23 protein-coding genes are annotated in these 26442 nt (G+C 66.6%); 13 read left to right on the plus strand and 10 right to left on the minus strand.

Annotated elements, in window-relative coordinates:
* The first annotated feature begins 116 nt into the window (after positions 1 to 116).
* The gene (locus LXE91_RS05240; RefSeq protein ID WP_039351532.1) at positions 117 to 527 is read left to right on the plus strand and encodes a type II secretion system protein N; all 411 of its coding nucleotides are present in this window, start codon (positions 117 to 119) and stop codon (positions 525 to 527) included.
* 35 nt (positions 528 to 562) lie between these two features.
* Here LXE91_RS05240 and gspF read toward each other — a convergent pair whose 3' ends face one another.
* Genes gspF through gspD form a run of 3 tightly spaced genes read right to left on the minus strand, consistent with a single transcriptional unit; the run spans position 563 to position 5623 of the window.
* On the minus strand, positions 563 to 1780 hold the full coding sequence (gene gspF, locus LXE91_RS05245) for a type II secretion system inner membrane protein GspF (protein WP_039351519.1): 1218 nt from the start codon (positions 1778 to 1780) through the stop codon (positions 563 to 565).
* A gap of 4 nt (positions 1781 to 1784) precedes the next feature.
* The gene (gene gspE, locus LXE91_RS05250; protein ID WP_039351516.1) at positions 1785 to 3284 is read right to left on the minus strand and encodes a type II secretion system ATPase GspE; all 1500 of its coding nucleotides are present in this window, start codon (positions 3282 to 3284) and stop codon (positions 1785 to 1787) included.
* Entirely contained in the window at positions 3281 to 5623 is a 2343-nt protein-coding gene (gene gspD, locus LXE91_RS05255; protein WP_039351512.1) for a type II secretion system secretin GspD, read from the minus strand. The genes gspE and gspD overlap by 4 nt, the downstream gene beginning before the upstream one ends.
* 366 nt (positions 5624 to 5989) lie before the next feature.
* Between gspD and LXE91_RS05260 the strand changes: the two genes are divergently transcribed.
* Together LXE91_RS05260 and LXE91_RS05265 are read left to right on the plus strand one after the other, a co-directional pair.
* Positions 5990 to 6439, plus strand: a complete 450-nt coding sequence (locus LXE91_RS05260) for a lytic transglycosylase domain-containing protein (RefSeq protein WP_039351509.1) — start codon at positions 5990 to 5992, stop codon at positions 6437 to 6439.
* 159 nt (positions 6440 to 6598) lie between these two features.
* Entirely contained in the window at positions 6599 to 7912 is a 1314-nt protein-coding gene (locus LXE91_RS05265; RefSeq protein ID WP_039351508.1) for a GTP-binding protein, read from the plus strand.
* Positions 7913 to 8030: 118 nt separating this feature from the next.
* Here the strand turns inward: LXE91_RS05265 and LXE91_RS05270 are convergent, their stop codons facing one another.
* Positions 8031 to 8309 carry an HU family DNA-binding protein gene (locus LXE91_RS05270; protein WP_006401505.1) on the minus strand — a complete coding sequence of 93 codons (279 nt, stop codon included), beginning with the start codon at positions 8307 to 8309 and terminating at the stop codon, positions 8031 to 8033.
* Between the two features lie 388 nt (positions 8310 to 8697).
* On the opposite strand from LXE91_RS05270, the gene mnmC reads away from it, so the two are divergent.
* From mnmC to LXE91_RS05305, 7 genes are all read left to right on the plus strand, one after another.
* Complete coding sequence (gene mnmC / locus LXE91_RS05275; protein ID WP_039351504.1) at positions 8698 to 10644, plus strand: bifunctional tRNA (5-methylaminomethyl-2-thiouridine)(34)-methyltransferase MnmC2/FAD-dependent 5-carboxymethylaminomethyl-2-thiouridine(34) oxidoreductase MnmC1; 1947 nt, start codon at positions 8698 to 8700, stop codon at positions 10642 to 10644.
* Between the two features lie 671 nt (positions 10645 to 11315).
* Complete coding sequence (locus LXE91_RS05280; RefSeq protein ID WP_039351502.1) at positions 11316 to 12530, plus strand: cation:proton antiporter; 1215 nt, start codon at positions 11316 to 11318, stop codon at positions 12528 to 12530.
* A 14-nt stretch (positions 12531 to 12544) separates the two neighbouring features.
* Positions 12545 to 13660, plus strand: a complete 1116-nt coding sequence (locus LXE91_RS05285; protein ID WP_006490006.1) for a YbdK family carboxylate-amine ligase — start codon at positions 12545 to 12547, stop codon at positions 13658 to 13660.
* Positions 13661 to 14168: 508 nt separating this feature from the next.
* Positions 14169 to 14807, plus strand: a complete 639-nt coding sequence (locus LXE91_RS05290; RefSeq protein ID WP_027788730.1) for a MarR family winged helix-turn-helix transcriptional regulator — start codon at positions 14169 to 14171, stop codon at positions 14805 to 14807.
* Positions 14808 to 14835: 28 nt separating this feature from the next.
* Positions 14836 to 15546, plus strand: coding sequence for a glutamine amidotransferase (locus LXE91_RS05295; RefSeq protein ID WP_039352211.1), 711 nt, complete (start codon positions 14836 to 14838; stop codon positions 15544 to 15546).
* Positions 15547 to 15761: 215 nt separating this feature from the next.
* Positions 15762 to 16874 (plus strand): NADH:flavin oxidoreductase/NADH oxidase, encoded by a 1113-nt coding sequence (locus tag LXE91_RS05300; protein ID WP_039351495.1) that lies wholly within the window; start codon positions 15762 to 15764, stop codon positions 16872 to 16874.
* A 180-nt stretch (positions 16875 to 17054) separates the two neighbouring features.
* Positions 17055 to 17585 carry an SET domain-containing protein gene (locus tag LXE91_RS05305; RefSeq protein WP_039351492.1) on the plus strand — a complete coding sequence of 177 codons (531 nt, stop codon included), beginning with the start codon at positions 17055 to 17057 and terminating at the stop codon, positions 17583 to 17585.
* Between the two features lie 134 nt (positions 17586 to 17719).
* Here LXE91_RS05305 and LXE91_RS05310 read toward each other — a convergent pair whose 3' ends face one another.
* Both LXE91_RS05310 and LXE91_RS05315 read right to left on the minus strand, forming a co-directional pair.
* A complete protein-coding gene (locus LXE91_RS05310) occupies positions 17720 to 19204 on the minus strand; it encodes a sensor histidine kinase (protein ID WP_039351489.1) in 1485 nt (494 codons plus the stop codon).
* A 118-nt stretch (positions 19205 to 19322) separates the two neighbouring features.
* Entirely contained in the window at positions 19323 to 20015 is a 693-nt protein-coding gene (locus LXE91_RS05315) for a response regulator (RefSeq protein WP_006401494.1), read from the minus strand.
* A 122-nt stretch (positions 20016 to 20137) separates the two neighbouring features.
* Between LXE91_RS05315 and LXE91_RS05320 the strand changes: the two genes are divergently transcribed.
* Positions 20138 to 20368 (plus strand): DUF3717 domain-containing protein, encoded by a 231-nt coding sequence (locus tag LXE91_RS05320; protein WP_039351485.1) that lies wholly within the window; start codon positions 20138 to 20140, stop codon positions 20366 to 20368.
* 92 nt (positions 20369 to 20460) lie between these two features.
* Here the strand turns inward: LXE91_RS05320 and LXE91_RS05325 are convergent, their stop codons facing one another.
* Together LXE91_RS05325 and phhA are read right to left on the minus strand one after the other, a co-directional pair.
* Positions 20461 to 20769 carry a 4a-hydroxytetrahydrobiopterin dehydratase gene (locus tag LXE91_RS05325; protein ID WP_039352208.1) on the minus strand — a complete coding sequence of 103 codons (309 nt, stop codon included), beginning with the start codon at positions 20767 to 20769 and terminating at the stop codon, positions 20461 to 20463.
* Positions 20770 to 20944: 175 nt separating this feature from the next.
* A complete protein-coding gene (gene phhA / locus LXE91_RS05330) occupies positions 20945 to 21838 on the minus strand; it encodes a phenylalanine 4-monooxygenase (protein WP_039352202.1) in 894 nt (297 codons plus the stop codon).
* 139 nt (positions 21839 to 21977) lie between these two features.
* On the opposite strand from phhA, the gene LXE91_RS05335 reads away from it, so the two are divergent.
* Complete coding sequence (locus LXE91_RS05335) at positions 21978 to 22463, plus strand: Lrp/AsnC family transcriptional regulator (protein WP_006408082.1); 486 nt, start codon at positions 21978 to 21980, stop codon at positions 22461 to 22463.
* Positions 22464 to 22529: 66 nt separating this feature from the next.
* Here LXE91_RS05335 and LXE91_RS05340 read toward each other — a convergent pair whose 3' ends face one another.
* Positions 22530 to 23063: a class IV adenylate cyclase gene (locus tag LXE91_RS05340; RefSeq protein ID WP_039351482.1), complete on the minus strand. Its 534-nt coding sequence runs from the start codon at positions 23061 to 23063 to the stop codon at positions 22530 to 22532.
* A 236-nt stretch (positions 23064 to 23299) separates the two neighbouring features.
* Positions 23300 to 24199, minus strand: a complete 900-nt coding sequence (locus LXE91_RS05345) for a LysR family transcriptional regulator (protein WP_039351479.1) — start codon at positions 24197 to 24199, stop codon at positions 23300 to 23302.
* A gap of 171 nt (positions 24200 to 24370) precedes the next feature.
* Here LXE91_RS05345 and LXE91_RS05350 point away from each other — a divergent pair, with 171 nt between their 5' ends.
* Positions 24371 to 26056, plus strand: coding sequence for a GMC family oxidoreductase (locus tag LXE91_RS05350; protein WP_039351478.1), 1686 nt, complete (start codon positions 24371 to 24373; stop codon positions 26054 to 26056).
* The last annotated feature ends 386 nt before the right edge of the window (positions 26057 to 26442 follow it).

Consider the following 26442-nt stretch of genomic DNA (forward strand, 5'->3'; position numbering starts at 1 on the left):
CGATTGCCTGACGGCAACCTTCCGAACCCGCGGGCGCGGAGCACGCATTGTAAGGCGCGCATTGCCGAGGGCTTTCACCCAACGCAAATTTCATATACATCCGTACAATAGCGCGCATGAACGCGCTCTCGATCCGGATCCTCTCCCTAGCCCTCTTCGCGGGTTTGTGCGCGACGGCCACCTACTGGGTCGTCACGCTGTCCGCCCGCGAAGCGCCGCTGCCCGCCGCCGCCGCGCGGCTGCCGATCCGCACCGAGGACGCCGCGGCGCTCTTCGGCGGTCAGCTCGACAAGAATGCCGTGCAGGACATCCACCTGTTCGGCATCCTCGCGCTCGACCATGGCGGCGCCGCGATCATCGGCGTCGGTGGCGAACCGCCGCGTGCCGTGTCGCTCGGCGCGGACGTCACGTCCGGCGCGAAGCTCGCCGAAGTCCGCCCGCGCTCGATCATCGTCGAGCGCAACGGCGCCCGCACCGAAGTCCAGCTGCCCGCCAACACGCCGTCCCCGGCGATCTACGTGCGCTGAAGCCGAAGGCGACGGCCCGACCCGCGGTCAGGCCGTCACTGCACCATGTTGTTCAGCTCGATGATCGGCAGCATCACGGCCAGCACGATCACGAGCACGATGCCCCCCATCGCCAGGATCAGCAGCGGCTCGAGCAGGCTCGTCAGGAACATCGTGCGACGCTCGAGCTCGCGCGCTTCGCCTTCGGCCGCGCGATCCAGCATCGTCGTCACGTCGCCCGTCGCTTCACCGGAGCGGATCAGGTGCACGAGCACCGGCGGAAACGTCTTCACGTTGTTCAGCGCGCGCGACAGCGCGGAGCCTTCGCGCACGCGCACGATCGCGTCGTCGATGTTCGCGCGCATCGCGCGGTTCGACAGCGTTTCGCCGGCCGCCTGCAACGCGCGCAGGATCGGCACGCCCGCCGCGGTGAGAATGCCGAGCGTGCTCGCGAAGCGCACCGTGTTGTAGCCGCGCACGAGCTTGCCCGCGAGCGGTGCGGTGAGCACCCAGCGGTCGAACGCGAGGCGCGGCCCGTCGCGCGACAGCGTCGACTTCACGAACCACACGATCAGCACGACGGCGATCAGGATCGCCCACCACCAGTGCCGCACGAAATCCGACAGCGCCATCATCACGATCGTCAGCACGGGCAGCTGCTGCTTCGTGCTCGCGAACACGTTGACGACCTGCGGCACCACGTAGCTCAGCAGGAACGTGACGATGCCGAATGCGATCAGCGTGACGATCCCCGGATACGTGAACGCCAGCAGGATCTTCTGCTTCAGCGCGTTGCTCTGCTCGATGTAGTCGGCGAGGCGCGACAGCACGATGCCGAGCTTGCCGGTGTGCTCGCCCGCGGCGACGAGCGCGCGGTAGATTTCGGGGAAGTCGCGCGGATGCTGGCCCAGCGCATTCGCGAGCGAATGACCGCCGAGCACCTCGGCGCGGATCGCGGCCATCAGTTCGCGGATGTAGTCGCGCTCGGCCTGCTCGGTCAGCACGCCGAGCGCCTCGTCGAGCGGCAGCCCGGCGATCAGCAGGCTCGCGAGCTGGCGCGTGAGGATCGCCTGTTCGCGCTGCGACAGCTTGCGGCCGAACGCGAGCCGCTGCGAACGCGCGCCGCGCGTCGCGCTGGCGGCCGGTTCGACGACGAGCGGCGTGAGTCCCTGCGTACGCAGTTGCCCGCGCGCGGCGCGTGCGCTGTCGGCATCGATGACGCCTTTCTGCGCGCGTCCCGCCGAATCGATTGCTTCGAAACGGAATGCCGGCATCGCGCTATGCGCCTCCCGTCACGCGCAGCACTTCCTCGAGCGACGTCGCACCGGACGCGAGCCAGCGCTCGGCGTCGTCGCGCAGCGTGCGCATCCCTTCCGCCCGGCCGGCGGCGAGAATCTCCGCGTCGGCCGCGTTGCGGTGAATCAGCGAGCGGATCGACTCGTCGACCAGCAGCAGCTCGTACACACCGCGCCGGCCCGAATATCCCGAGTGCCCGCACTTGTCGCAGCCGACCGGATGCCACACGGTGCGGCCTTCTTCCTGGCGTTCTTCCTTGCAGACGGGGCAGAGCTGCCGCACCAGCCGCTGCGCGAGCACGCCGAGCAGCGACGACGCGAGCAGGTAGGGCTCGACACCCATGTCGGTCAGACGCGTGACGGCCGAGGCCGCATCGTTCGTGTGCAGCGTCGCGAGCACGAGGTGGCCCGTCAGCGACGCCTGCACCGCGATCTGCGCGGTTTCGAGGTCACGGATTTCGCCGATCATGATCACGTCCGGATCCTGACGCAGGATCGAGCGCAACGCACGGGCGAAGGTCATCCCGATCCGCTCGTTCACCTGCGTCTGGCCGATGCCGCCGAGGTCGTATTCGATCGGATCCTCGACGGTCATGATGTTCGTCGTCGCGGTTTCGAGCCGCGACATCGACGCATACAGCGTGGTCGTCTTGCCCGAACCCGTCGGGCCCGTGACGAGCACGATGCCGTGCGGGCGCGCGATCAGCTTGTCGAACTGCACGAGCGTGTCACGGCCCATCCCGAGCGCTTCGAGGTTCAGCCGCTGCGCATCCTTTTCCAGCAGACGCAGCACCGCACGTTCGCCGTGCCCGGTCGGCAGCGTCGACACCCGCACGTCGACCGGCCGGCCGCCGACGCGCAGCGTGATGCGGCCGTCCTGCGGCAGGCGCTTCTCGGCGATGTCGAGCTGCGCCATGATCTTGATCCGCGAGATCAGCGCGCCGTGCAGCGCCTTCTTCGGGCGCACGACGTCGCGCAGCGTGCCGTCGACGCGAAAGCGCACGACCGACGCATTCTCGAACGGTTCGATGTGAATGTCCGACGCCTGTTCGCGTGCAGCTTGCGTGAGCAGCGCGTTGATCATCCGGATGATCGGCGCGTCGTCTTCCGACTCGAGCAGATCCTCGACTTCGGGAATGTCCTGCATCAGCCGCGACAGATCGACTTCGCCTTCGACCTCGCCGACCACCTGCGCGGCGCTGCCGTCCTGGCGTGCGTACGCATGGTTGATCGCCTGCGCGAGCTCGTCGGCCGGCACGCGATGCACGGAGATCGAGCCGAAGTTGCGCGCGATCTCCGCGAGCGCGGCATCGCTCGTGCGTTCGCTGATCCACACCTCGAGCGTGTCGTCGAGCTGGTGCGCGATCAGCACCTGGCCGCTCTTCGCGAAGCCGTACGGCAACAGTCGCGCGGCGAGCGGCGACGGCGGCTGCCGTTCGCCCGGCGCGCCGTCGTGGGTGGAAGAGGCGTGCACGTCGCTCACTGCGACGCTCCCGGCGTGGCCGTCAGCGGCTGTTGCGGCACGACTTGCTGCGGCACGCTCTGCGGCTGTGCGGGCGCCGCTTCCGGCAACGGCTGGGCCGGCACCGGCGCGACCTGGCGCTGCAGCTGCTGGCGACGCATCTTGTCGAGATCGAACAGGTTGCCGGCGGCCGTGCCGCCCTGGCTCGGGCCGATCGGCATCGGCGGGACGACCGGATCGTCCTTGTCGCGAATCACGTTGTTGTCCGACTTGTACGCCCCCGTCACGCCCTGGATGTAGTCGTAGCGGTTGGACGTGACTTCCTGCGCGGTATTGCGATCGGAGATGATCACCGGGCGCAGGAACACCATCAGGTTGGTTTTCGCGCGCACCTTCGATTCGGAACGGAACAGCTGGCCGATCCACGGGATGTCGCCGAGCAGCGGCACCTTGCTGTTCGACACCTGGTAGTTGTCCTGCATCAGGCCGCCGAGCACGATGATCTCGCCGTTGTCCGCGAGGATCGTCGACTGGATCGAGCGCTTCGTGAAGGTCGGGCCCGTCTGCGCGCTCGTGGTGCCCGCGACGACCGCCGAATCCTCGGTGTAGAGCTGCAGCTTGAGGATCCCGCCGTCGGTAATCTGCGGCTTCACGTGCAGCGTCAGGCCGACGTCGCGACGATCGTAGGTATTGAACGCGTTGTTCGTATTGCCGCTCGTCAGGTTCGAATACGAGCCCGTCGCGATCGGCACGTTCTGGCCGACGACGATCTTCGCTTCCTCGTTGTCGAGCGTGATCAGGTTCGGCGTCGACAGCACGTTCGCGTCGCTCACGCCCGCGAAATACTGCAGCAGCGCACCGAGCCCCTGCACGCCGAACATGTTGTGCAGCCAGCCGATGTTGAGCCCCTGGCTCAGCGCCCCGAGATTGTTCGCGAGCCCGCCGCCGGTGATGCCGCCGGCGGCGTTGGTCACGCCGCCCGCCGTCAGGTTGATGATGCTGTTGCCCAGGCCCAGCCCCGGGTTCAGGTTCGTGCCGCCGAGAAACTGGCCGCTCGCCACCTGCCACTGGATGCCGAGGTTGCCCTGCGACGTCGAGTTCAGCTCGACGATCAGCGCTTCGATATAGACCTGCGCACGCCGTGCATCGAGCTGGTCGATCACCGAGCGCAGGTTCCGGTAGACCGGATCCGATGCGGTAATGATCAGCGAATTGGTCGCCGCATCGGCCTGGATCATCCCGCCCGGCTGGTTGTCGTCGCCCTTGTCCTTGTCGCCGCCGAGCAGGCCGCCGCTGCCGAGCCCGCCGCTGCTGGACGTGCCGCCGTACGACGACGAGGAAGACGAGCCGCCGAGGCCGCCCGACGGCAGCGGCGGGGTGCCCGACGTGCCGGTCGAGAAGTTGCCGCTCGACGACGAGCCGCCGTTCTGGTTGAAGCTGTTTGCATCGTTGGACGACGCCGACGAGCCGCTGTCGCTGCCGCTGCCCTTGCCGAGCATCCCGCGCAGCGTCTTCGCGAGCTTCACCGCATCGGCGTTGCGCAGCGGCACGACATGCATGTTGCCGGGCACCGCGCTCGGCGCATCGAGCTGCTGCACGAGGCGCTTGGCGGCCGCGAGGCGCGATGCGCTCGACGCGCGCAGCATCAGCGAGTTGGTGCGCGGGTCGGCCGTGACCGACACCTTCAGCGTCGCGTCGCTGTTGCCGATCGCGCCGGGGTCGAGCATTTTCTGCAACTGCTGGGCGAGGTCGATCGCGTTCGCGTTGCGCAGCGGCACGACCTGCACCTGCGCGCCCGCGGCGCTGTCCACGCCGGCGATGATCTGCGCGATGCGCCGCACGTTGTCCGCGTAGTCGGTCACGACGATCGTGTTGTTCGCCGGGTACGCGGTGACCGTGTTGTTCGGCGAGATCAGCGGCCGCAGCACGGGCAGCAGGTTGTTCGCCGATTCGTTGTGCAGCTCGAACACCTGCGTGATCACCTGGTCGCCGCGCGCCTGCGGCGCATTGCCGACGTAGGTCGGCACGCCCTGCAGTTTCGCGTCGGCCTCGGGCACGACCTTCAGCACGCCGTGATCCTGCACGAGTGCGAAGCCCTGCATGCGCAGTGCCGACTGCAGCGTCTTCAGCGCCTGGTCTTCCGGCACCGGCCGTTCGGCCACGAGGTTGAGCTGCCCCTTCACACGAGGGTCGACGATGATGGTCTTGCCGGTTGCGGCGCCGATCGCCTTGGCGACCTGGTCGATATCCGCATTCACGAAATTGAGCGTGACCTGAGCGTAGGCGGCCTGCGAGACGATGATGCCGGCGACGATCAAGGTCGTGGCGACACGCCGCATAACGAAGCGATTTCTTGTCATGGATGAATGGGTCGATGCCGGCTCAGGCCACTTCCGGCGGTAGTGCTGGGATCCAAGTCCGAAAGAGGCGACATTAGCAGTTTTTCATGTCCGAAATATCACATTGATCCGAAGACTGTCTCACATACGACATGTATCCGGCGAACCGTATGCGATATGTAAGATTCAACGCTATTCTCGGCATGCGGCCATCGCCCCCGTTTCACGATGAACCGACACGGAAATGCGGTATAACCGGGCGGCCGTATTCCTGTATGTCGCAAGCTGACGGACTGTCGGTATGATACGGGCGGCACGTTTCTCGTCGCACGAATAACAGGCACGGGTTTTCCCGACCCTCACGCATTTTCTTGTCGATTCCGCACCATGAACAGACGGTTCGTTTCGGTCGTGTTGATCGCCGCCGGCGGGTGTTTCGCCAGCGCGAACGCTCGCGCGGACTGTTTCGACGAAGCCGCTAAATATCAGCAGGTCAATCCGCTGATCCTGCGCGCGATCGCGTGGCAGGAGTCGCGCAACCGGCCCGAGGCGCTGAACAAGAACACGAACGGCTCGGTCGACTACGGCCTGATGCAGATCAATTCGATTCACCTGCCGACGCTGTCGCGCTATGGAATCGGCCGCGACACGCTGATGGAGCCGTGCAAGAACGTGTACATCGCCGCATGGCATCTCAAGCAGAAGATGAACCGCTACGGCAACACGTGGCAGGCGGTCGGCGCCTATCATTCGGAAACCCCGTCGCTGCGCGACAAGTATGCACGGCAGATCGCCGGCATCCTGACGCAGTGGAAGCTGCTGCCGCCCGTGCAGTGACCCCGCGCCGCAGCGCGACCTGACGCCGTAGCGGCCGGCCGGCGCGCGTTTGATGCACAATGCGGATCTCACGCCGCAATTTCGCCCGTCCGCGGGACGATCGCGCCCCGGAAGGGCGTCGCGGCCGCTTTTTCAATTTTTCCGTTGGTGCATATCGCTATGAATCCGGCAATGAACCAGCCGTTGCCCGTCACCGTGCTGTCCGGCTTCCTCGGCGCCGGCAAGACCACGCTGCTCAATCACATCCTCGCGAACCGCGCGGGCCTGAAAGTCGCCGTGATCGTCAACGATCTCGCGGCGGTCAACATCGATGCGTCGCTCGTGCGCGACGCGCAGGCGCTGTCGCACGTCGAGGAACGCCTCGTCGAGATGTCGAACGGCTGCATCTGCTGCACGCTGCGCGACGACCTGCTCGTCGAGATCCGCACGCTCGCGTCGGAAGGCCGCTTCGACGCGATCATGATCGAATCGACCGGTATCGCGGAGCCGATGCCGATCGCCGAAACCTTCACGTTCGTTGACGACGACGGCACGTCGCTGTCGACGATCGCGCGGCTCGACACGCTCGTCACCGTGGTCGACGCGTACAACTTCCTGCGCGACTACGGCTCGGACGATGCGCTCGCGACGCGCGGCATCGCCGCATCGGAAGAGGACGACCGCACGCTCGTCGAGCTGCTGATCGAGCAGATCGAATTCTGCGACGTGCTGGTGATCAACAAGGCCGATCTCGTCGCCGCGGACGACCTCGCTCGTCTGCAGCACATCCTCGCGCGACTCAACCCGCGCGCGCACCAGGTCGTGTCGACGTTCGGCAACGTGCCGCTCGACGAAGTGCTGAACACGGGCCGCTTCGATTTCGACGAGGCCGCGAACGCGCCGGGCTGGCTCGCGTCGCTCGATCACGATCACACGCATTGCGACGACCCGGACTGCCATGACGAACATCATGCGCACGTGCACGGCGAAGCCGACGAATTCGGCATCGGTAATTTTGTTTACCGCGCGCGCCGGCCGTTTCATCCGGCGCGACTCTGGGCGCTGCTGCATCAGGAGTGGCCGGGCGTGCTGCGCAGCAAGGGCTTCTTCTGGCTCGCGACGCGCAACGACATCGCGGGTTCGCTGTCGCAGGCGGGCGGCGTCTGCCGGCATGGCCCGGCGGGGCTTTGGTGGGCGGCGCAGGATCGCGCGGAATGGCCGGACGACGACGAGCTGCTCGGTGAAATCCGCGCCGAATGGCACGGCGATCTCGACGATCGCGCAGTGGGCGATCGCCGGCAGGAACTCGTGCTGATCGGCATCGCGATCGACGCGGATGCATGGCGCGCGAAGCTCGATGCGTGCCTGCTGACCGATGCGGAATTCGCGCTCGGCGCGGCCGGATGGCACGCGTTCGACGATCCGTTCCCGGCGTGGGATGTCGATTCCCACGACGACGACGATCACGGCGACACGCAGATCGTGCACGCGTAACGCGTTGTAAAAACAACCGTTAAATCTTGCAAGAGGGGCGCGGACTGTGGCGAAAATGCCGCGCGCGCCCAACAAAAAACCCGCCTCTCGGCGGGTTTTTCTTGGAACAGGCGCTGGTTTAACGCTTGTTGACGGCGTCCTTGAACGCCTTGCCAGCCGTGAACTTGACCGTCTTGGCTGCCGGGATCTTGATGGTTTCGCCCGTCTTCGGGTTGCGGCCCGTACGTGCTGCGCGCTTGCCCGAACCGAAGCTGCCGAAGCCGATCAGCTGAACCGCATCACCCTTCGACACGGCCTTCTTGATGACTTCGAGCAGCGTGTCCAGCGTTTCGCCGGTTTGAGCCTTGCTGGCGCCCGTTTGGGCGGCGACGGCGTCGATCAGTTCCTGTTTGTTCATTAAGGTTCCTTTATCAGGTTAGGTTGACACGAACAGCGCGAACGCGCCGATTATACGTGCGCGAACCGTGCCGTCGAGAGTCAGACTCCGACGACACAGCGCCGAATCCTGGCCCGCGCGACGCGCCCTCCGGTGAGCCGGTGGCCACCCCGCGGTACGGCGTTGCTATGATAGCGCAGCGCAAACCCAATAACGACAAGGGTTTCAAAGATTTTCATCGGTATTTCGCCGAATGAATCATCGACTGCCCGTTTTTTGACCAGCGCCAGCCGGACAGGATACGCAGCGCGGTCCGCCCGTGCGCCGCGCCGTTGGCTTTTTCCAACGACCGGTCGGACGGCCCCGCGCAATCCCTTGCCAGGCTTGGCTGCCACGTTTTTTGTTTCGCATGACCGACCGACTTGTTCCCGCCACGCTCGCGCTTCGCGACGACGGCACGCTCGCCTCGCCCGAGTTCGGCGATCTCCACCGCGGTGCATCCGGCGCGCTGGCGCATCGCGTGTTCGTCGCGGGCAACGGGCTGCCGGCGCGCTGGCAGGGCCGCCGCACGTTCACGATCGTGGCGACCGGATTCGGCGCGGGCGGCAGCTTTCTCGCGGCCTGGGCCGCATGGCGCGACGATCCCGCGCGCTGCGAGCGGCTGCATTTTGTCGCAGTCGAGCCGCATCCGTTCACGCGCGACGACCTGCGCCGTGCAGCTTCCCATATCGTTGCGGACACAACCATATCGGCGGATGTCGATGCACTTGCCGACGCGTGGCCGATGCTCGTACCGGGCCTTCATCGACTCGAATTCGACGAAGGGCGCGTCGTGCTCACGCTCGCGTTCGGCGATGCAATCGACATGCTGGGGAAGATCGTCGCGCGCGCCGACGCGTTCTGTCTCGACGGCCTCGCGTCATCGAGCGACGCGGATCTTCAGTCGACCGACGCAGTTCGCGCGCTGTCGAAAATCGCCGGGGAACACGCCACGTTTGCAGCGCATGCGAGTTCCGATGCGTTGAAACACGCGCTCGGCAAATCGGGTTTCACGTATCGCGAAGTCGACGATCTGCTCGTCGGCGAATATGCGCCGCGCTGGCGCGCGCGCCGGCACGAGCCGCCGCTCGCCCTGCCTGTTGCGACACGCCGTGCGATCGTGATCGGCGCGGGGCTGGCGGGCTGCGCGGTCGTCGAACGTCTGGCCGCGCGCGGCTGGGAAGTCACGCTGATCGAGCGGCACGAGCGGATCGCGAGCGACGCGTCGGGCAATCCGGCAGGGGTATTCCATCCTTTGATGACACGCGACGACAACGTCGCGAGCCGGCTCACGCGCGGCGGCTTCCTGCATGCGATCGCACGCTGGCGCGCACTCGAACGTGCCGGCCACGCATTCGCGCGCAGCACGCACGGGATGATCCATCTCGCGGAATCCGCCGACGACTTCGAGCGGATGCGCGAGGCATTCGATGCGTTCGGCGCACCGCCCGACTATGTGTCGCTCCTCGGCGTCGACGCCGCGCGCGCGCATCTGAACCTGCCGGTCGCGCAGGGCGGCCTGCTGTTTCCGCACGGCGGCGCCGTCTGGCCGGCCGGCCTTTGCGCGGCCCAATACGCGGCGGCCGGCGAGCGCGTGCGCTTGCTCGCGTCCACCCGCGTTGCCAAGCTCGAACGCCGGGGCGACGCGTGGCATGCACTCGACGATGCGGGCGGCACGCTGGCAGAAGCGCCTGTCGTCGTGGTCGCGAATGCCGGCGACGCCGCGCGTCTCGCCGGGCTGCAACATGTCGCGCTGCAACCGGTGCGTGGCCAACTCACGTTGCTGCCGGCCGGCAGCACGGCACCGTTGCCGTGCCCCACGATCGGCGACGGTTACGCGGTGCCGCTCGACGACGGCACGCTGCTGATCGGCGCGACGTTCGAACCCGACGACGTCGATCCCGCGATGCGCGCGGCCGGCCACCTCGAAAACATCGAGCGCGTACGGCATCTGCTACCGGGCCTGATCGGCGACCTGCCGGATCCCGACGCACTGCGCGGCCGCGTCGCGTTCCGCTGGGTCGTCGGCGACCGCCTGCCGCTGCTCGGCCCGCTTGCCGACGAAGCAGGCGCCATCGCCAATGCTCGCGCGCTGGGCGGCGCACAGGCGCGCGACCTGCCGCGCCTGCCCGGGCTCTACGGCGCATTCGGCTTCGGCTCGCGCGGCCTCGTATGGGCGGCACTCGGCGCCGAACTGATCGCCTCGCAACTCGAAGGCGAGCCGTGGCCGCTCGAGCGCGAACTCGCCGATGCCGTCGACCCCGCACGCTTCCTGATCCGCGCATTGCGCGCGCGCCGCGTCGGCCAGGCCGGTTGACCGCTCACTCGAGCCGCTCACAGTTTCCCGACTTTTTCGCGCAAGGTTATCCACTCGACGCTGTGGATAACCGCACGAAATCCGCGCGCACTTCGTGTGTAATCACAGTGGACGTAAACTGGGCAACTCGGCACAGCTGTGAAGCGGCCCAAAAGTTGCTCAACTCAAATGTCTGTGCACGAACAGCCTGTGCAACCGGTTATGGTTTCGCCAACGCATTGATCCATCAGCGTAAACCGGAGTTATCCACAGAACTGTGGGTCCTTTGTTAACTTCTACTATGTATATATACAAGTAAACCTTTGAAACCAAAGACCTGTGGTGCCGCACAGCGCCGCGAGTCGATTCAATGGGTTCCAGACCGAAAAAGCTGTGGCACAATCGGTTTCCTTCGCGTTCATCCGGCCAGGCGCCGGACATGCTTCAATGGAACGGTCGGCACGATTTCGAATCTGAATCTTCGAGACTGCGCAGTCCGTTCACACACCAGGCCGACAATCCAGATCGGCAACCTGAACGACTTTCCGCCCTGTGGTGGAAAAGGCGGATCCCATGTCCCGCCGTCGTCGACACAACAATCACATTCGGGGCGATACCCAGCCGGCGCGCATCCATTTCTGACGCTTGACCCCGCGTCGCTGGCGGTCGCTTCCAAAGGAGAAGTCACCACGATGAAGTCGGCGTTCTCATTCCTGCCCAACTGGCCGCTTACGCCGGATGCCGTGTTCTGGGCCGGGCTCGCGTTGTTCGCGGCCGGCCTGTGTGGCGAGCTTTGCTATCGCGCATGGCGTCTGCCTCGCATCACCGGTTATGCGGTGATCGGCCTCATCGCCGGATCGTTCGGATTCGGCGTGATCGATGCCAGCACCGACGAAACCTCGCGGCTCCTGATCGACGTCGCGCTCGGCCTCTTGCTGTTCGAGCTCGGCAGCCGCCTCGACCTGCGCTGGATCCGGCGCAATCCTTGGCTCATCGCGTCGAGCCTCGCCGAAGCCACGCTGACGTTCGTGCTGGTGCTGTTCGTGATGCTCGCGCTCGGTGTGTCGGGAATGGTCGCGTTGGTGCTGTCGGCGATCGCGATCGCGACGTCGCCATCGATGGTGATCCAGCTGAAGACCGAACTGCGCGCGGAAGGGCAGGTGTCGCAACGCCTCATCACGCTCACCGCGCTCAACAGCGTCTATGCGATCGTGCTGACCAAGCTCGTGACGAGCTGGCTCCACCAGGAAGCGTACGGCAACGTTTTCGCGACGATCCTGCAGCCGCTCTACCTGCTCGCGGGTTCGTTCATCGTCGCGTATGTCGTTGCGCGTTCGTGCAACTACCTGTTCCGCCACATGACGGCAACGATGCGCGACGAGCATTCGTTCGTCGCGTTGTTCGGGCTCGTGATGCTCGCGATCGCCGTTGCCCAGGCGCTGAAGCTGTCGACGCTACTGACGCTGCTGCTCGCCGGCATCATCGTGAAGAACCTCGAAGCGCGTCCGCAACTGTGGCCCGAGCACTTCGGTACGGCCGGCTGGCTGCTGACGGTGACCCTGTTCGTCCTCACGCTCACGTCGTTCACGTGGGGCGACATCGCGCTCGGCGGGCTGCTCGCGATCGTGCTGATCGTCACGCGGCTCGTCGCGAAGCTGGCCGGCGTCGTCGCGTTCGCGAAGCCGAGCGGCATCGGGATGAAGCAGGGCATCGCGCTCGGCATCGCGCTCACGCCGATGTCCGCGCTGTCGTACCTGCTCGTCGACGACACCTACCAGCTCTATCCGAATTTCGACCCGCACCTGCGCGCGATCGTGATGTGCACGATCGTGATCCTGCAGCTCGTCAGCCCGTTCATCGTGTACCGCTGCCTGTCGGCGGTCGGTGAACGCAGCGACGGCAACTGATTCCGGAACCTGCCATGGCACTCGAAACCTTCGTCAATTCCGAGCCCTTTACGTTCGGCGTCGAACTGGAGATCCAGGTCGTCAACACGCACAACTACGACCTGACCAAAGCGGCCTCCGACCTGATGCGCCTGATCCAGGGCGAGACCTTCCCGGGCAACATCACGCCGGAAATCACCGAGAGCATGATCGAGCTGTCCACCGGCATCTGCCATTCGCACGAGCAGGCGGTGAGCGAGCTGCATGCGATCCGCGACGTGCTCGTGAAGGCGGCCGACCAGCTCAACGTCGGGCTGGCCGGCGGCGGCACGCATGCGTTCCAGCAATGGAGCGACCGGCAGATCTACGATGCGCCGCGCTTCCAGTACATCTCCGAGCTGTACGGCTATCTCGCGAAGCAGTTCACCGTGTTCGGCCAGCACGTGCACATCGGCTGCCCCGATCCCGACAGCGCGCTGTTCCTGCTGCACTCGATGTCGCGCTTCATTCCGCACTTCATCGCGCTGTCCGCGTCGTCGCCGTTCGTGCAGAACGTCGACACCGGCTTCCATTCGGCACGCCTGAATTCGGTGTTCGCGTTCCCGCTGTCGGGCCGCGCGCCGTTCGTGCTGACCTGGGACAGCTTCGAGGAGTACTTCACGAAGATGGTGAACACCGGCGTCGTCAACTCGATGAAGGATTTCTACTGGGACATCCGGCCCAAGCCCGGCTACGGGACGATCGAGGTGCGCGTGATGGACACGCCGCTGTCGGTCGACCGCGCGGCGGCGATCGCCTGCTACATCCAGACGCTCGCGCGCTACCTGCTGACCGACCGGCCGCTGAAGCTGTCCGAGGACGACTACCTCGTCTACACGTTCAACCGTTTCGAGGCGTGCCGCTTCGGGCTCGAGGGCACCTGCGTGAATCCTCAGACGGGTGAGCGCCGCACGATCGCCGAAGACATCCTCGACACGCTCGACCGGATCGCGCCGCATGCGGCCGCGCTCGGTTCGCGCGCGGCGCTCGACGAGATCGGTGCGCTCGCCAAGGCGCGCGTGAACGACGCATCGTGGTTGAGAACCGTTTTCAAACAGGAAAAATCGCTCAATGAGACGGTCCGCCAGCAGTGCTTACGTTGGCGCGAGTGAAAAAATGTTTTGCAGATTACGGGGTCGACCAAGTCGCGATTCACTGAACGAGCAGCGGCCCCGATTGCCGCCGAAATCGTTGCCGGTTGTCCTGAAAATCTGTGGATAACCTGATATTCCTCAGCAAAGTCAACGGTCTGTGCGCGGGATAACCCGGTGGATCATTGCGGTCGGCCCGATGGCCGATCCGAACAGGAAAATGCCCTTGCGCACCGTTCGGCGGGCGTTCGGCATAGCAGGCACAACGAAAAATTTTGGTTATCCAACGATTTTCCACAGAATGAAGGGGATAACTTAGCTGTGCGATTTTCCGCTCTCGCTTAGAATGTCGGCTTTGCGGACACCGGAACGATGCGTGTCTTACCGGTCGCCGCGAACGCGACCGCCGCGTGTGCCCTCGCGACGGCCGTGCTGACATACTCGCAAGAGCATGTCTGTTTTGAGATAGACATTCGATCTCCACACTACGGCCGCTCGGCAAACCGGGCGGCGGCAAAGCGAAAAGACTATGAGCGAAGGCGTTTACGGGAATCAGGCTTCGGGACGTGTGACCCACAGCCTGCTGCGGTTGAGTACGGCCATGCGAAGCCAGGCATGGGATTGGGCGGAAGGCGCAGGCCTCACGCCGACGCAGGGCGAGATTCTCGTGCTGCTGCTGCAGCGCAAGGGCCCGATGCGGCTCGGCGAGATTGCGCGCGAGACGCAGCTGACCGCGGCGACCACGAGCGATGCGGTGAGCACGCTCGAAACGAAGGGGCTCGTCGAGAAGCGCCGTGCGCTGGACGACGGCCGCGCGCTGGCCGTGCGCCTGTCGGCCCGTGGCCGGACGGCCGCGAAGAAGGCGCTGCAATGGCCTGAATTCCTGACGAAAGCGGTCGGCAAGCTCGGCGCGGACGAGCAGGGCGCACTGTATCGCGCGCTGCTGAAGACGCTGCGTGAACTGCAGGTGGCCGGTGCGACGCCGCCGCAGCGCATGTGCCTGACGTGCGCTCACTTCCAGCCGGGCAAGCTGTCGAAGAAGACCGTGCATCATTGCGCGGCGCTCGACATCTCGATGTCCGACAGCGATCTGCGTCTCGACTGCTCGGTGCAGGAAGAGGCCGACGCGGCGACGCAGAAGAAGACCTGGAAGATTTTCGCCGGCTGACGTCCGTCGATCGACCGGGAGGCCGATGATGAACGCTGAAGTCGTGGCGATCCGCCACGTGCATTTCGAGGATCTCGGGAGCTTCGAGCAGGTGCTCGGCGAACGGGGCAGGCGGGTGCGCTACGTCGACGTCGGGTCGTCGCGGGTCGAGGTGCTCGACGTGCTCGAGCCGTCGCTCCTCGTCGTGCTCGGCGGGCCGCTCAGCGTGTACGACGATGCGCAGTATCCGACGATCGCGCCGCTCGCGGCGCTCGTGCGCCAGCGCATCGACGCCGGGTTGCCGATTCTCGGGATCTGTCTCGGTTCGCAGTTCATCGCCCGGGCACTCGGTGCGCGCGTCTATCCGGCTGCCCGGCATGAACTCGGCTGGACGCCGTTGACGCTCACCGATGCCGGTCGCGCGTCGCCGCTGCGCCATCTCGATGGTGCGGCGACGTCGATGCTGCACTGGCATGGCGACACGTTCGACCTGCCGGGCGGGGCGATTCATCTCGCATCGACCCCGGCCTGCCGTCACCAGGCATTCGCATGGGGCCGGCACGTGCTGGCGCTGCAGTGCCATCCGGAAATCCGCACCGACCGTTTCGAACCGTGGCTGATCGCGAACGCCGGCGAAATCGCGGCGACGCCCGGCATCGACGCGCGCCAGTTGCGCGCCGATACCGCTCAGCACGGCCCCGCGCTCGAGGCGGCCGCGCGACGCATGTTCGCGGAGTGGCTCGACAGCGTCGGACTCTGACGCCGCCAGCGGCACCGCCGTTCGCCGCGCAGGGGTTGCCCGGCCCGCATTCGTTGCAGGCCGGCGCATCGCCGTATGCGCCGCCTTTTCTTCGTTGCCGGCAACCTGCCGCCGGTCGTACCTGACCATCCGCTTACTGCCGAGCGCGCCGTCGGCAAGCTTGCCGCCTGCATGCTACGCTCGTCCGCTCTTACCTTTCCTGGCGAGCGGCTTCCATGACTGCGCTGTTTTCCCCGTTCACGCTGCGCGGCGTGACCCTTCCGAACCGGATCGTGATCTCCCCGATGTGCCAGTATTCGGCCGAACGCGGCGAGGCGACCGACTGGCACATGATTCACCTCGGCCATCTCGCGCTGTCGGGCGCGGGGCTGCTCTGCATCGAGGCGACCGCGGTGGAACCCGACGGGCGCATCACGCATGGCGACCTCGGCCTCTGGGACGACGCGACCGAAGCCGCGTTGAAGCCGGTGCTGGCCGCGATCCGCAAGCATTCGCCGGTCCGCGTCGCGATGCAGCTGTCGCATGCGGGGCGCAAGGCGTCGAGCAACGTGCCATGGCAGGGCGGCCAGCTCGTGTCCGTCGCCGACGGCGGCTGGTTGCCGCATGCGCCGTCGGCCGTGCCGCACAAGGACGGCGAGACGCCGCCGCTCGCACTCGATGCTGCCGGCCTCAAGCGGATCCGCGACGCGTTCGCGGCCGCGGCGAAGCGGGCCGCACGGCTCGGCATCGACGCGATCGAAGTGCACGCGGCGCATGGCTACCTGCTGCATCAGTTCCTGTCGCCGCTTGCGAACCAGCGCACCGACGAATACGGCGGCTCGCTCGAAAACCGCATGCGCTTTCCGCTCGAGATCTTCGAGATCGTGCGCGCGGCGTTTCCGGAGGACCGGCCGGTCGGCGTGCGCGTGTCCGCGACCGACTGGGTGGAAGGCGGCTGGGAGCTCGACGATACGATCGCGTTCGCGCACGAACTGAAGCGCCGCGGCTGCGACTGGATCGACGTGTCGTCCGGCGGCGTGTCGCCGCTGCAGAAGATTCCGCTGTCGCCCGGCTACCAGGTGCCGTTCGCGCAGGCCGTGAAGCGTGCGGTCGGCATGCCGACGATCGCCGTCGGCCTGATCAACGAGCCCGCACACGCGAACCGGCTCATCGAGGCCGGCGATGCCGATTTCGTCGCGATGGCGCGTGCGATGCTGTACGACCCGCGCTGGCCGTGGCACGCGGCGGCCGAGCTCGGCGCGCAGGTGACGGCGCCGCCGCAATACTGGCGCTCGCAGCCGCGCGAGCACAAGGCGTTGTTCGGCGACATCGCATTCGGCCAGCGTTGAGCACCGCGCGCGCAATATTGCGCGTGATGTTGAACGAAGCAATCGTGAACGTGTAGGATGCGGGTGATTCGCCGCATGCCCCGACGCGGCACCCACCGGTGCCGCGTTTTCGTTTTGCGCGACGCCGGGCCGTGATTACGGCCGGATTCCATTCAAGTCGTCTTCACAAGGATTCGTTCGATGAGTTCACGCAGGATCGCGGTGCGCCGCTCGGGAGTACACGGCAAGGGCGTGTTCGCCGTGGCGCCGATCAAGGCCGGCGAGCGCGTAGTGGAATACAAGGGCGAACGAATTTCGTGGAAGGAGGCGCTGCGCCGCCACCCGCACGACCCGAGCGAACCGAACCATACGTTCTACTTCGCACTGGACGAGGGCGGCGTGATCGACGGCAAGATCGACGGCAACAGCGCGCGCTGGATCAACCACTCGTGCGCGCCGAACTGCGAAGCCGAGGAAGTCAAAGGCCGCGTGTACATCCACGCGCTGCGCGACATCGGCCCGGAAGAGGAACTGTTCTACGACTACGGCCTCGTGATCGACGCGAAGCTGACGAAGAAGCTCAAGCGCGAGTACGCGTGCCATTGCGGCGCGGCGTCGTGCCGCGGCACGCTGCTCGCGACGTCCGACGAGGGCGGGAAGAAGAAAAAGAAGAAGGACAAGAAGGACGGCAAGTCCGAGTCCCGGCCGAAGGACAAGAAAAGCAAGAAGTGACGCAGGGGGCGGCGCATCGTGCGCTGCCGCTGCCGTTTCAGCGGAAGGCTGCCGCATCGTGCAGCCGTGCTTTCCGCCTTCCTCATCCGGCGCGCGGCCCGATCAGCGGCCACCCGCCGCGAGTCTTCAGTTCTTCAGTGCGTCGACGCGGCGGTCGGTGTTTCGCTGGCCGGCTTCTCGGTGCGCGCGACCAGCGGCACCCGCACCACGAAGCGCGAGCCGCCTTCCGATGCATCCTCGTACGAGACGGTGCCGCCGTGCATCGCGATGATGTCGTGCACGATCGCGAGGCCGAGCCCGGCGCCCGTCTCGACGCCGTTGCCGCTTTGCGCGTCGCCGCGGAAGAAGCGCTTGAACAGGTCGGCCTGCTGGTTGGCGGGCACGCCGGGGCCGTTGTCCTCGACGACGATCTCGGCGGCCGGCTGGCCGTCTTCGAGTGTGCCGCGCGCAACGTTCACCGTGATCCGTGCGCCGTCCGGCCGCGCGAGCGGCACGTACTTCAGCGCATTGTCGAGCAGGTTCGCGATCACCTCGCGCAACAGCACGGGGTTGCCGCGCACGACCAGCTTCTCGTCGTCACCCGGATCGTCGGTGCGCTGGAAGCCGAGGTCGACGTGCGACGCAAGCGCGCGCGGCACCCATTCGGCACCTGTCTCGAACGCCATCGCCGCGAGGTCGACGTCGACGAATCGCGCGGCCTGTTCGCCTGGCTCCGCGCGGGCGAGCGACAGCAACTGGTTGGACAGCCGCACCGCGCGGTCGGCGGCCGCGCGCAGTTCGCGCACCGCGGCGAAGGTCTGGTGCGGGTCGCGCGCCACGGCCGCCTGCTCGGCATGCAGCTTCACGGCCGTGAGCGGCGTGCGCAACTGGTGAGCGGCATCGGCGATGAACTTGCGCTGCGCGTCGAGCGCGGTCTTCAGGCGGCCGAGCAGCGCGTTCATCGCGCTCGTCAGCGGCCGGATTTCCAGCGGCACTTCGGTTTCGTCGACCGGTTCCAGCGACGTGTGGGTCTGCCGGTTCAGCGAATCGGCCAGGTGCGTGAGCGGGCCGAGCTGCTGGTTCACGACGCGCCACACGATGCCCCAGCCCGCGAGCAGCAGCAGCAGCAGCGGCATCATGATTGCGACGAGGAATTCGGCCGCGATCCGGTAGCGGTGCCGCACCGGCTGCGCGACCTCGACGACCATCGGCTTGCCGCCTTCGACGTCGTCGACGCGCACCTGCGCAACCCGCACCGCGCGGTTGTCGTACTCGGCCTCGAACACGTACGCGTGATGCATGCGGCGCACGTTGATGCCCTGCAGCGGCAGCTTGGGATCGCCGGCGAGTTCCTGTTCGCCGTCGCTGATCCGGTAGATCAGCGCTTCGGCGGGATCGGAGAACATCGCCTGCGCGAGCGGCGGCACCGTGAACGGCGCGTCGGGGCCGGCGATCTGGATCTGTTTGGAGATGGCGGTCGCGAGATCGGCGAGCGAGCGGTCGATCACGTGCTGCGTGTATTGCCACGCGAGCCAGTAGGCGATCAGGCCGCTCATCAGCGCGAGCATCGACAGCGGGGCGGCGAGGCGCCGAAGCAGCGAGCGGCGCAGGCTGGTGGTCACAGCCGGATCAGGAGACATTTCGACGGGCAAATGGATAAGCGCCGCTCACGGGGAGCGGCGCGGTCGTGCGCCGGGCGGCGACGCGAAGCAGCACGTACACGCGGGCGGCACGTGGCCGCCCGGCGTGCGGTGCCGCTCAGACGCTCGCCGTCTGGCGGATTTCCTGCAGCAGGTAGCCGAAGCCGCGCACCGTGACGATTTCGACACGGCACTGCTCGAGTTTCTTGCGCACGCGGTGTACGTAGACTTCGATCGCGGTGTCGCCGAGATCGCCGCCGAAGTGCGTGAGGTGATCCTGCAGCTGGGCCTTGCTGACCACGCGGCCGTGACGCAGCAGCAGCATCTCGAGCACCGCGAATTCGCGCGGCGACAGTTCGAGCGGCTTGTCGTCGTTGAAGATGCGGCGATCGACGCCCGACAGGCGGACACCGCCAAGCGACACTTCCGGACGCGGCATGTCGCTGTGCGGGCCGCTGCGGCGCATCACCGCGCGGATGCGCGCTTCGAGCTCGGCCGGCTCGAACGGCTTGAGCATGTAGTCGTCGGCGCCGGAGTTCAGGCCCTGGATCCGGTCGTTCAGCTCGTCGCGTGCGGTCAGCACGATGACGGGCGTATGGCGGTTGGTCTGGCGGAAGCGCGTGAGCAGCGTCATCCCGTCGATGCCCGGCAGGCCGAGGTCGAGGATCACGAGTTCGTGGCGGTTCTGTGCCAGCGCCTGTTCGGCAAAGATGCCGTCATGCACCATGTCGACGGTGAAGCCAGCCTGCTCGAGGCTGCTCTGGATACCGCGTGCGATGGGGCGGTCGTCTTCGATCAGAAGGAGTCGCATGAAGTTCGCTCAAGTACAATGGGTTGGCGGTTCAGGCACGCGGACAGCACGACGCCGTTTCCACAGGGGCGCCGCAACACCTGACATCAAGCATGGCGGCCAGCGAACGATTAAATCCAAACATGTCCGATATTTCGATCAACGACCTAGAAGCCGCGATCAATTTCTGGCGCGCCCGCTCGCCGTCGAGCGGCGACGAACTCAAACTCTGCGAAGAGGCCAGCGCGCTTTCCAAGCCGTATGCGCTGCTGATTGTACAGCGCGAAAGCGCGCTGCAACTGGAAGGATTGGACCCCAAGGCGCGGAATGCGTACGAGACTTACGTGCGCCTTAAGGATGGCTTGGAAAGCTGAAGGCTTTCGCTCACTACATCCTAGAAAACGTTCATCGAAATGAAAAGTTGACGCGCCGCGCATCGAAAGACGCGCGGCGGTAGAGGAAGGCCTCAGGCGGCTGGTTGCGCGTGTGCGCCGGCACGGTCGATGAACAGCGCCAGTTCGATGTCGCGTTCGGTCAGCCCGTCGGCATCGTGGGTCGACAGCGTGACATCGACACGGTTGTACACGTTGAACCATTCCGGATGGTGGTTCATTTCCTGCGCCTTGATCGCGACGCGCGTCATGAAGCCGAACGCTTCGTTGAAATCGGCGAAGCGCAGGCTGCGCTGGATCGCATCGCGGCCCGGGACGGCCGTCCAGAGCGGCAGGCCTTCGAGCCGGGTCTTGCGTTCTTCTGATGTGAGCTTGTGGATCATCTTGCACCTCTCGGTCGGTAACGGCGCCCGCGCACGGCTGCGCCGCGCGGCGAAGCCGGCACCGGTCATTGTTTCATAGTTGTGGGATGGGCATCCGGGGGCGGGTATCCGGGGACGGCCGTCCGGGAACGGCGATCGGGAGGCCGGCCGTGGCGCGTTCCGGCGCCCTCGAACGTCACGCATCGGCGTCGTCCGGCCAGCCTTCGCCCGTGCCGCGATGCAGCACGCGATCGGTCTCGAGCACCGCGCCGGCCGCGAACTCGGGCAGCGCCGCCAGCCGGTCGGCCAGCGCGCGGCCGTCGACGTCGGCGAGCGCGAACAGCTGCGCGAAATCGTCGATCACGAAGTAGGTCTTCTGGAACGTATCGATCCGGTACTTCGTGCGCATCACGCGCTCGAGGTCGAAGCCGAGCCGGTTCGGCGCCGCGCTTTCGAGGCTGTACAGGCTTTCGCCCTTGCTCGACACGATCCCGGCGCCGTAGATCGACAGCCCGTTCGTGCCGCGCGGATCGCGAATCAGCCCGAATTCCACCGTATACCAGTAGAGCCGCGCGAGGCGCGCCAGCGCTGCTTCATCGTCGGCGACCGCGAGCGCGGTGCGGCCGTACGCCTGCATGTAGTCGGCGAACACCGGGTCGATCAGCAGCGGCACGTGGCCGAACAGGTCGTGGAAGCAGTCGGGTTCCTGCAGGTAGTCGAGCTGGTCGGGGCGGCGCATCCACCAGGTAACGGGGAAGCGCCGGTTCGCGAGATGCTCGAAGAACACCCGGTCGGGCACGAGGCCCGGCACCGCGACGATCTCCCAGCCCGTCGCCGGTTTCAACTGACGGTTCACGTCGTCGAACGACGGCACGCGGTCGGCCGGCAGGTCGATCTTCCCGAGTCCCGCGACGAACGCGTCGCATGCGCGCCCGCGCAACAGCGCCGACTGGCGTGCATAGAGCTGCTTCCACACCGCGTGGTCGACCTGGCCGTAACGTGCAAGCGGCTGGTCGATGGTGAAATCGGCGCGGGTTTCGAGGCCCGCATCGAACTGCTCCTGCAGTTTCGCGGTGACGACGGTGGACATGATCTGGCTCTGCACGTGGCGGGTTGGAACCATGCAAGTGTAGAGCGAGCTTCGCGCGGAATGGGCGCATAGTTGGCGTAAATTCGCTCAGTGATGCGATAATCGCGCATCAAACAACGAATCAATGCGGAGAATGCTCATGCTGGAACTCGATCACTTCGATCTCGCGCTGCTGGACGTGCTGCAGCGCTTCGGCCGCGCGACGCATCAGCAGCTCGGCGAGGAGGTGCCGCTGTCGCCGTCGCAGATCGGCCGGCGGCTGCAGCGGCTCGAGGCGGCCGGCGTGATCGAAGGCTACCGTGTGATGCTGCGCCCCGAAAAGCTCGGGCTCGGCGTCACCGCGTTCACGAGCCTCAAGCTCAAGCACCACGGCGATTCGATCATCGAGCAGTTCCAGCAGCAGATCGACGTGCTGCCCGAAGTGCTCGAATGCCACGCGGTGGTGGGCGATGCCGACTACCTGCTGCGGATCGTCGCGCCCGACCTGAACGCGTTGTCGCAGTTCGTGATGAAGAAGCTGATGCGCGTGCCGGGCGTCGACAGCGTGCGATCGAACATCGTGTTGACGACCTTCAAGCGCAACGGTGCGCTGCCGCTCGCGCACCTGGCGCCCGGCGCCGCCTGACGCGGCAACCGCGCGGCGGCAGGGTTGAAGGCGGCGCGGGTTGCGCCGCCTTGGGGCAGGGCCGGATCAGGCCACTTCGTGCGGCGTGTCGGCGTTCAGCAGGTCGACGTACGCGACCGCGACGAGATCGTCCTGCGACACGCCGAGCTTCGCGAACACGTCGTGTGCTTCGGCTTCGCCGCCGGCTTCGTCGTCGTCGGGGCCGAGCACGACTTCCAGCTCGATGAAATCGCCGAGACCGTCGACACGGTCGAGGTGAATGCGCGTGCGGCCCGCGAGGTACACGTGCCGTTCCTTCGTCACGATCCCGCGCGTGGTCAGCGCGGTGGCCAGCAGCGCGTGCATCGCATCGGGATTTGTCACCGGGCTGCGCGTGTAGTACGACGCCTTCGGGCCGTCGCGGTCGTCGCGCTGGTAGAAGATCAGTTCGGCCGGCGTGCCGTCCTCGAAGCGGCGCAGCTTCAGCCGGCCGCGCGGCACGTCATAGAAGAAATCCTGCTGGCGATAGAACAGCGGCGCTTCGGTCGCGAGGGTCGCCGCGCGTTCGCGCAGCCGGTCGAATTCGCGGGCGCGGGCTTTGATCTCGATGTTGCGGGCCATGCGGGTCTCCTTCAATCGGGGTCTCGCGGTGTGCGAACGCACAATCTAGCAAAAAGCCCGCGAAGGTGGCGTGACGAGCGGCGGGACGCGGCGACACGACGCGGCCGGGAGGTTCGGCCCCGTGATTGCACGGTTCACGCGCACGCGACGGCCCGCACGGTCGCCGGCTGCCGGCCGGAGACGGGGTTGGGCGTTGACGCCCGGTGCGCGGCCAGCCGACGTGCCATCAGCAGGACTCATATCGCCCACTGCGCTTCGATCAGCCGCAGCGCGGCCGCGATCGCCGGTTCGTCGCGCCGCGCGGCGAGCGTCACGAACGTCAGCTCGGTCGGCACCGTCACGGGTTCGACGATCGTCAGCGCATGCGCGTGCGCTTCGGCCAGCGCGGTCGAGTCGCGCGCGAGCGTCAACCCGATCCCCGATTTGACGAGATCGAGCATCGACTGCTCCTGATCGACTTCGGCAACCTTGAGCGGTTGCGCGCCGGCCTCCGCGAAGCGACGCGACAGCAGCCGGTGGTGCGCGGATGCCGGCGGGGTCCAGATCCACGGCAGCGTGGCAAGCGAGCGCCAGTCGTGTGCGCGCTGCACGCGCTCCTTCCAGCCGGCCGGTGCGAGCACGCGGTACTGGAAATGCGTGAGCGTGACGGTGTGGAACAGCGCACCGTCGAGCGGATCGTCCTCGCCCGGCCGGCCGATGTAGTAGCCGACGTCGAGCGCCTGCGTGCGCACCTGTTCGATCACCCAGCCCGACATCCCATGGCGCAGCGCCGTCTCGATCTGCGGGTGGGTTTCGACGAGCGCGCGCAGGAAGCCGCCGAGCCGCAGGAAACCCGGATCGAGGATCGTGCCGATCCGCAGCCGGCCGCGCACCTCGTGCCGCAGCGCAGCAGCGGCGCGCTGCACGTCGGCGGCCGCGGCAAGCGCGCGTTCCGCATGCGGCAGCAGCGTCTGGCCGTCGCGGGTGAGCACGAGGCCGCGCGACGTGCGCGTGAACAGCGTGACGCCGAGCGTTTCCTGCAGATGCTTGATCTGCAGGCTGACCGCCGGCTGCGTCAGGTGCAGCTGCACGGCGGCGCGCGTCAGGTTGCCTTCGCGCGCGACCGTCGCGAACGCGCGGAGCAGGGTGAGATCCATCGTCGTGATATGAGCGCAGCTTATAACGCAGTTCAGCATAACTCATTGGATCGGCGGCCGGCGGCCGGAGTACGCTTCATCGGTCGTGGCGCGCGGGGTCGCAAGCGCGGCTCGCGACGCACTATGCTGAAAATGACGCGCGGCGTTGCGCCGCGTGACAGGAGACAAACCGTGACTACCCAACGCACGCTAGAAGGCGAATTCGATTACGTGATCGTCGGCGCGGGCACCGCGGGCTGCGTGCTCGCGAACCGCCTGACCGAGGATCCCGACATCCGCGTGCTGCTGCTCGAAGCCGGCGGCAAGGACGACTATCACTGGATCCATATCCCGGTCGGCTATCTGTATTGCATCGGCAACCCCCGCACCGACTGGCTGTACAAGACGCAACCCGAAGCCGCGCTCAACGGCCGCGCGCTGTCGTATCCGCGCGGCCGTGTGCTCGGCGGCTGCTCGTCGATCAACGGGATGATCTACATGCGCGGCCAGCGCGAGGATTACGACAGCTGGGCGCAGGAAACCGGCGACGCCGGCTGGTCGTGGGACAGCGTGCTGCCGATCTTCAAGCGCAGCGAGGATCATCATGGGGGCGCGAGCGACGCGCACGGCGCGGGCGGCTACTGGCGTGTCGAGAAGCAGCGGCTGCGCTGGGAGATCCTCGAATCGTTCGCGCAGGCCGCGCAGCAGACAGGCATCCCGGCAACCGACGATTTCAACCGTGGCGACAATTCCGGGGTCGGCTATTTCGAGGTGAACCAGAAGCGCGGCGTGCGGTGGAATACGTCGAAGGCGTTCCTGCGGCCCGCGATGGCGCGCCCGAACCTGACCGTGATCACCGGCGCGCACGCGCAGCGCGTGATCTTCGACGGGCGGCGCGCGGTCGGTGTCGAATACCACGGCGGCGGCACGGATTACGTCGCGCGGGCACGCGCGGAGGTGCTGCTGACGTCCGGCGCGGTGAATTCGCCGCAGTTGCTCGAACTGTCGGGTATCGGCGATGGCCGGCGGCTGCAGGCGCTCGGCATTGACGTCGTGCAGGATCTGCCGGGCGTCGGCGAAAACCTGCAGGATCACCTGCAATTGCGGATGGCGTTTCGCGTCGAAGGCGTGCGCACGCTCAACACGCTGTCCGCGCACTGGTGGGGCAAGCTGATGATCGGCGCCGAATATGCGCTGCTGCAGCGTGGGCCGATGTCGATGGCGCCGTCGCAGCTCGGCGCGTTCGCGAAATCCGATCCCGACGATCCCGCGCTCACGCGCCCCGATCTCGAATACCACGTGCAGCCGCTGTCGCTCGAACGCTTCGGCGAGCCGCTGCACAGCCTCAACGCGTTCACGGCGTCCGTGTGCCATCTGCGGCCGACGTCGCGCGGCAGCGTGCATATCGCGAGCGCCGATCCGGGCGCGGCACCCGCGATCGCACCGAACTATCTGTCGACCGACCACGATCGCCGCGTTGCCGCGAACGCGCTGCGCCTCACGCGCCGGATCGCGTCCGCGCCGGCGCTCGCGCGCTATCGTCCCGAGGAAATCCTGCCGGGCCTGCAATACCGGAGCGAAGCGGAGCTGATCGAGGCGGCCGGCGCGGTCGGCACGACGATCTTCCATCCGGTCGGCACGTGCCGGATGGGGCGTGCCGACGATGAGCGCGCGGTGGTCGACAGCCGGCTGCGCGTGCGCGGCGTCGCCGGGCTGCGAATCGTCGATGCATCGGTGATGCCGTTCATTACATCGGGCAACACCAATTCGCCGACGCTGATGATCGCCGAGCGCGCGAGCGACATGATTCGTGCCGATCGCCGCGCGGCGCGCGAAGCGACGCCGGTGCGCACGGAGCCGGCGGTGACGGCCGCGTGACGGCACGCTGACACGCACGACAGCGGGCCGTCATGATGACGCCCGCTGATTCGCTATGCGAAACAAGCTGCTGCTGTTGCAGCGGCGGTGCCGATGGTTTCGAATAACGCCGGTGCGTCCGGCAAGATCCATGCAAGCCGTGCAGCCGCACGGCTTTTTTGTTGCGTGCGTGCGTGCGGGGCCGTGCGGATGGTCAACGCACGATGATGCACGTGTCAAAAAAACGGCGTGAAAAACCGTGCACAGCCGCATGCGACATGGCGGCCACCCCTATAAGTGCAAATCCCGATGATTGCACTGCACCAACGGCGAGACAATGTGGCGCAGTGTGCATACGCGTCGGCGCGGGAGACCACCCTCGAGGCGTAACACGGCGCCCGGGGCAG

It is taken from the genome of Burkholderia contaminans, assembly GCF_029633825.1.
In the GTDB taxonomy this organism is placed as follows: Bacteria; Pseudomonadota; Gammaproteobacteria; order Burkholderiales; family Burkholderiaceae; genus Burkholderia; species Burkholderia contaminans.

Bases quoted from the DNA above. Each gene is read 5' to 3' on its own strand.
- LXE91_RS05240 (WP_039351532.1), top strand. From the start codon at position 117: ATGAACGCGCTCTCGATCCGGATCCTCTCCCTAGCCCTCTTCGCGGGT.
- gspF (WP_039351519.1), bottom strand. From the start codon at position 1,780: ATGCCGGCATTCCGTTTCGAAGCAATCGATTCGGCGGGACGCGCGCAG.
- gspD (WP_039351512.1), bottom strand. From the start codon at position 5,623: ATGACAAGAAATCGCTTCGTTATGCGGCGTGTCGCCACGACCTTGATC.
- LXE91_RS05260 (WP_039351509.1), top strand. From the start codon at position 5,990: ATGAACAGACGGTTCGTTTCGGTCGTGTTGATCGCCGCCGGCGGGTGT.
- LXE91_RS05265 (WP_039351508.1), top strand. From the start codon at position 6,599: ATGAATCCGGCAATGAACCAGCCGTTGCCCGTCACCGTGCTGTCCGGC.
- LXE91_RS05270 (WP_006401505.1), bottom strand. From the start codon at position 8,309: ATGAACAAACAGGAACTGATCGACGCCGTCGCCGCCCAAACGGGCGCC.
- mnmC (WP_039351504.1), top strand. From the start codon at position 8,698: ATGACCGACCGACTTGTTCCCGCCACGCTCGCGCTTCGCGACGACGGC.
- LXE91_RS05280 (WP_039351502.1), top strand. From the start codon at position 11,316: ATGAAGTCGGCGTTCTCATTCCTGCCCAACTGGCCGCTTACGCCGGAT.
- LXE91_RS05285 (WP_006490006.1), top strand. From the start codon at position 12,545: ATGGCACTCGAAACCTTCGTCAATTCCGAGCCCTTTACGTTCGGCGTC.
- LXE91_RS05290 (WP_027788730.1), top strand. From the start codon at position 14,169: ATGAGCGAAGGCGTTTACGGGAATCAGGCTTCGGGACGTGTGACCCAC.
- LXE91_RS05295 (WP_039352211.1), top strand. From the start codon at position 14,836: ATGAACGCTGAAGTCGTGGCGATCCGCCACGTGCATTTCGAGGATCTC.
- LXE91_RS05300 (WP_039351495.1), top strand. From the start codon at position 15,762: ATGACTGCGCTGTTTTCCCCGTTCACGCTGCGCGGCGTGACCCTTCCG.
- LXE91_RS05305 (WP_039351492.1), top strand. From the start codon at position 17,055: ATGAGTTCACGCAGGATCGCGGTGCGCCGCTCGGGAGTACACGGCAAG.
- LXE91_RS05310 (WP_039351489.1), bottom strand. From the start codon at position 19,204: ATGTCTCCTGATCCGGCTGTGACCACCAGCCTGCGCCGCTCGCTGCTT.
- LXE91_RS05315 (WP_006401494.1), bottom strand. From the start codon at position 20,015: ATGCGACTCCTTCTGATCGAAGACGACCGCCCCATCGCACGCGGTATC.
- LXE91_RS05320 (WP_039351485.1), top strand. From the start codon at position 20,138: ATGTCCGATATTTCGATCAACGACCTAGAAGCCGCGATCAATTTCTGG.
- LXE91_RS05325 (WP_039352208.1), bottom strand. From the start codon at position 20,769: ATGATCCACAAGCTCACATCAGAAGAACGCAAGACCCGGCTCGAAGGC.
- phhA (WP_039352202.1), bottom strand. From the start codon at position 21,838: ATGTCCACCGTCGTCACCGCGAAACTGCAGGAGCAGTTCGATGCGGGC.
- LXE91_RS05335 (WP_006408082.1), top strand. From the start codon at position 21,978: ATGCTGGAACTCGATCACTTCGATCTCGCGCTGCTGGACGTGCTGCAG.
- LXE91_RS05340 (WP_039351482.1), bottom strand. From the start codon at position 23,063: ATGGCCCGCAACATCGAGATCAAAGCCCGCGCCCGCGAATTCGACCGG.
- LXE91_RS05345 (WP_039351479.1), bottom strand. From the start codon at position 24,199: ATGGATCTCACCCTGCTCCGCGCGTTCGCGACGGTCGCGCGCGAAGGC.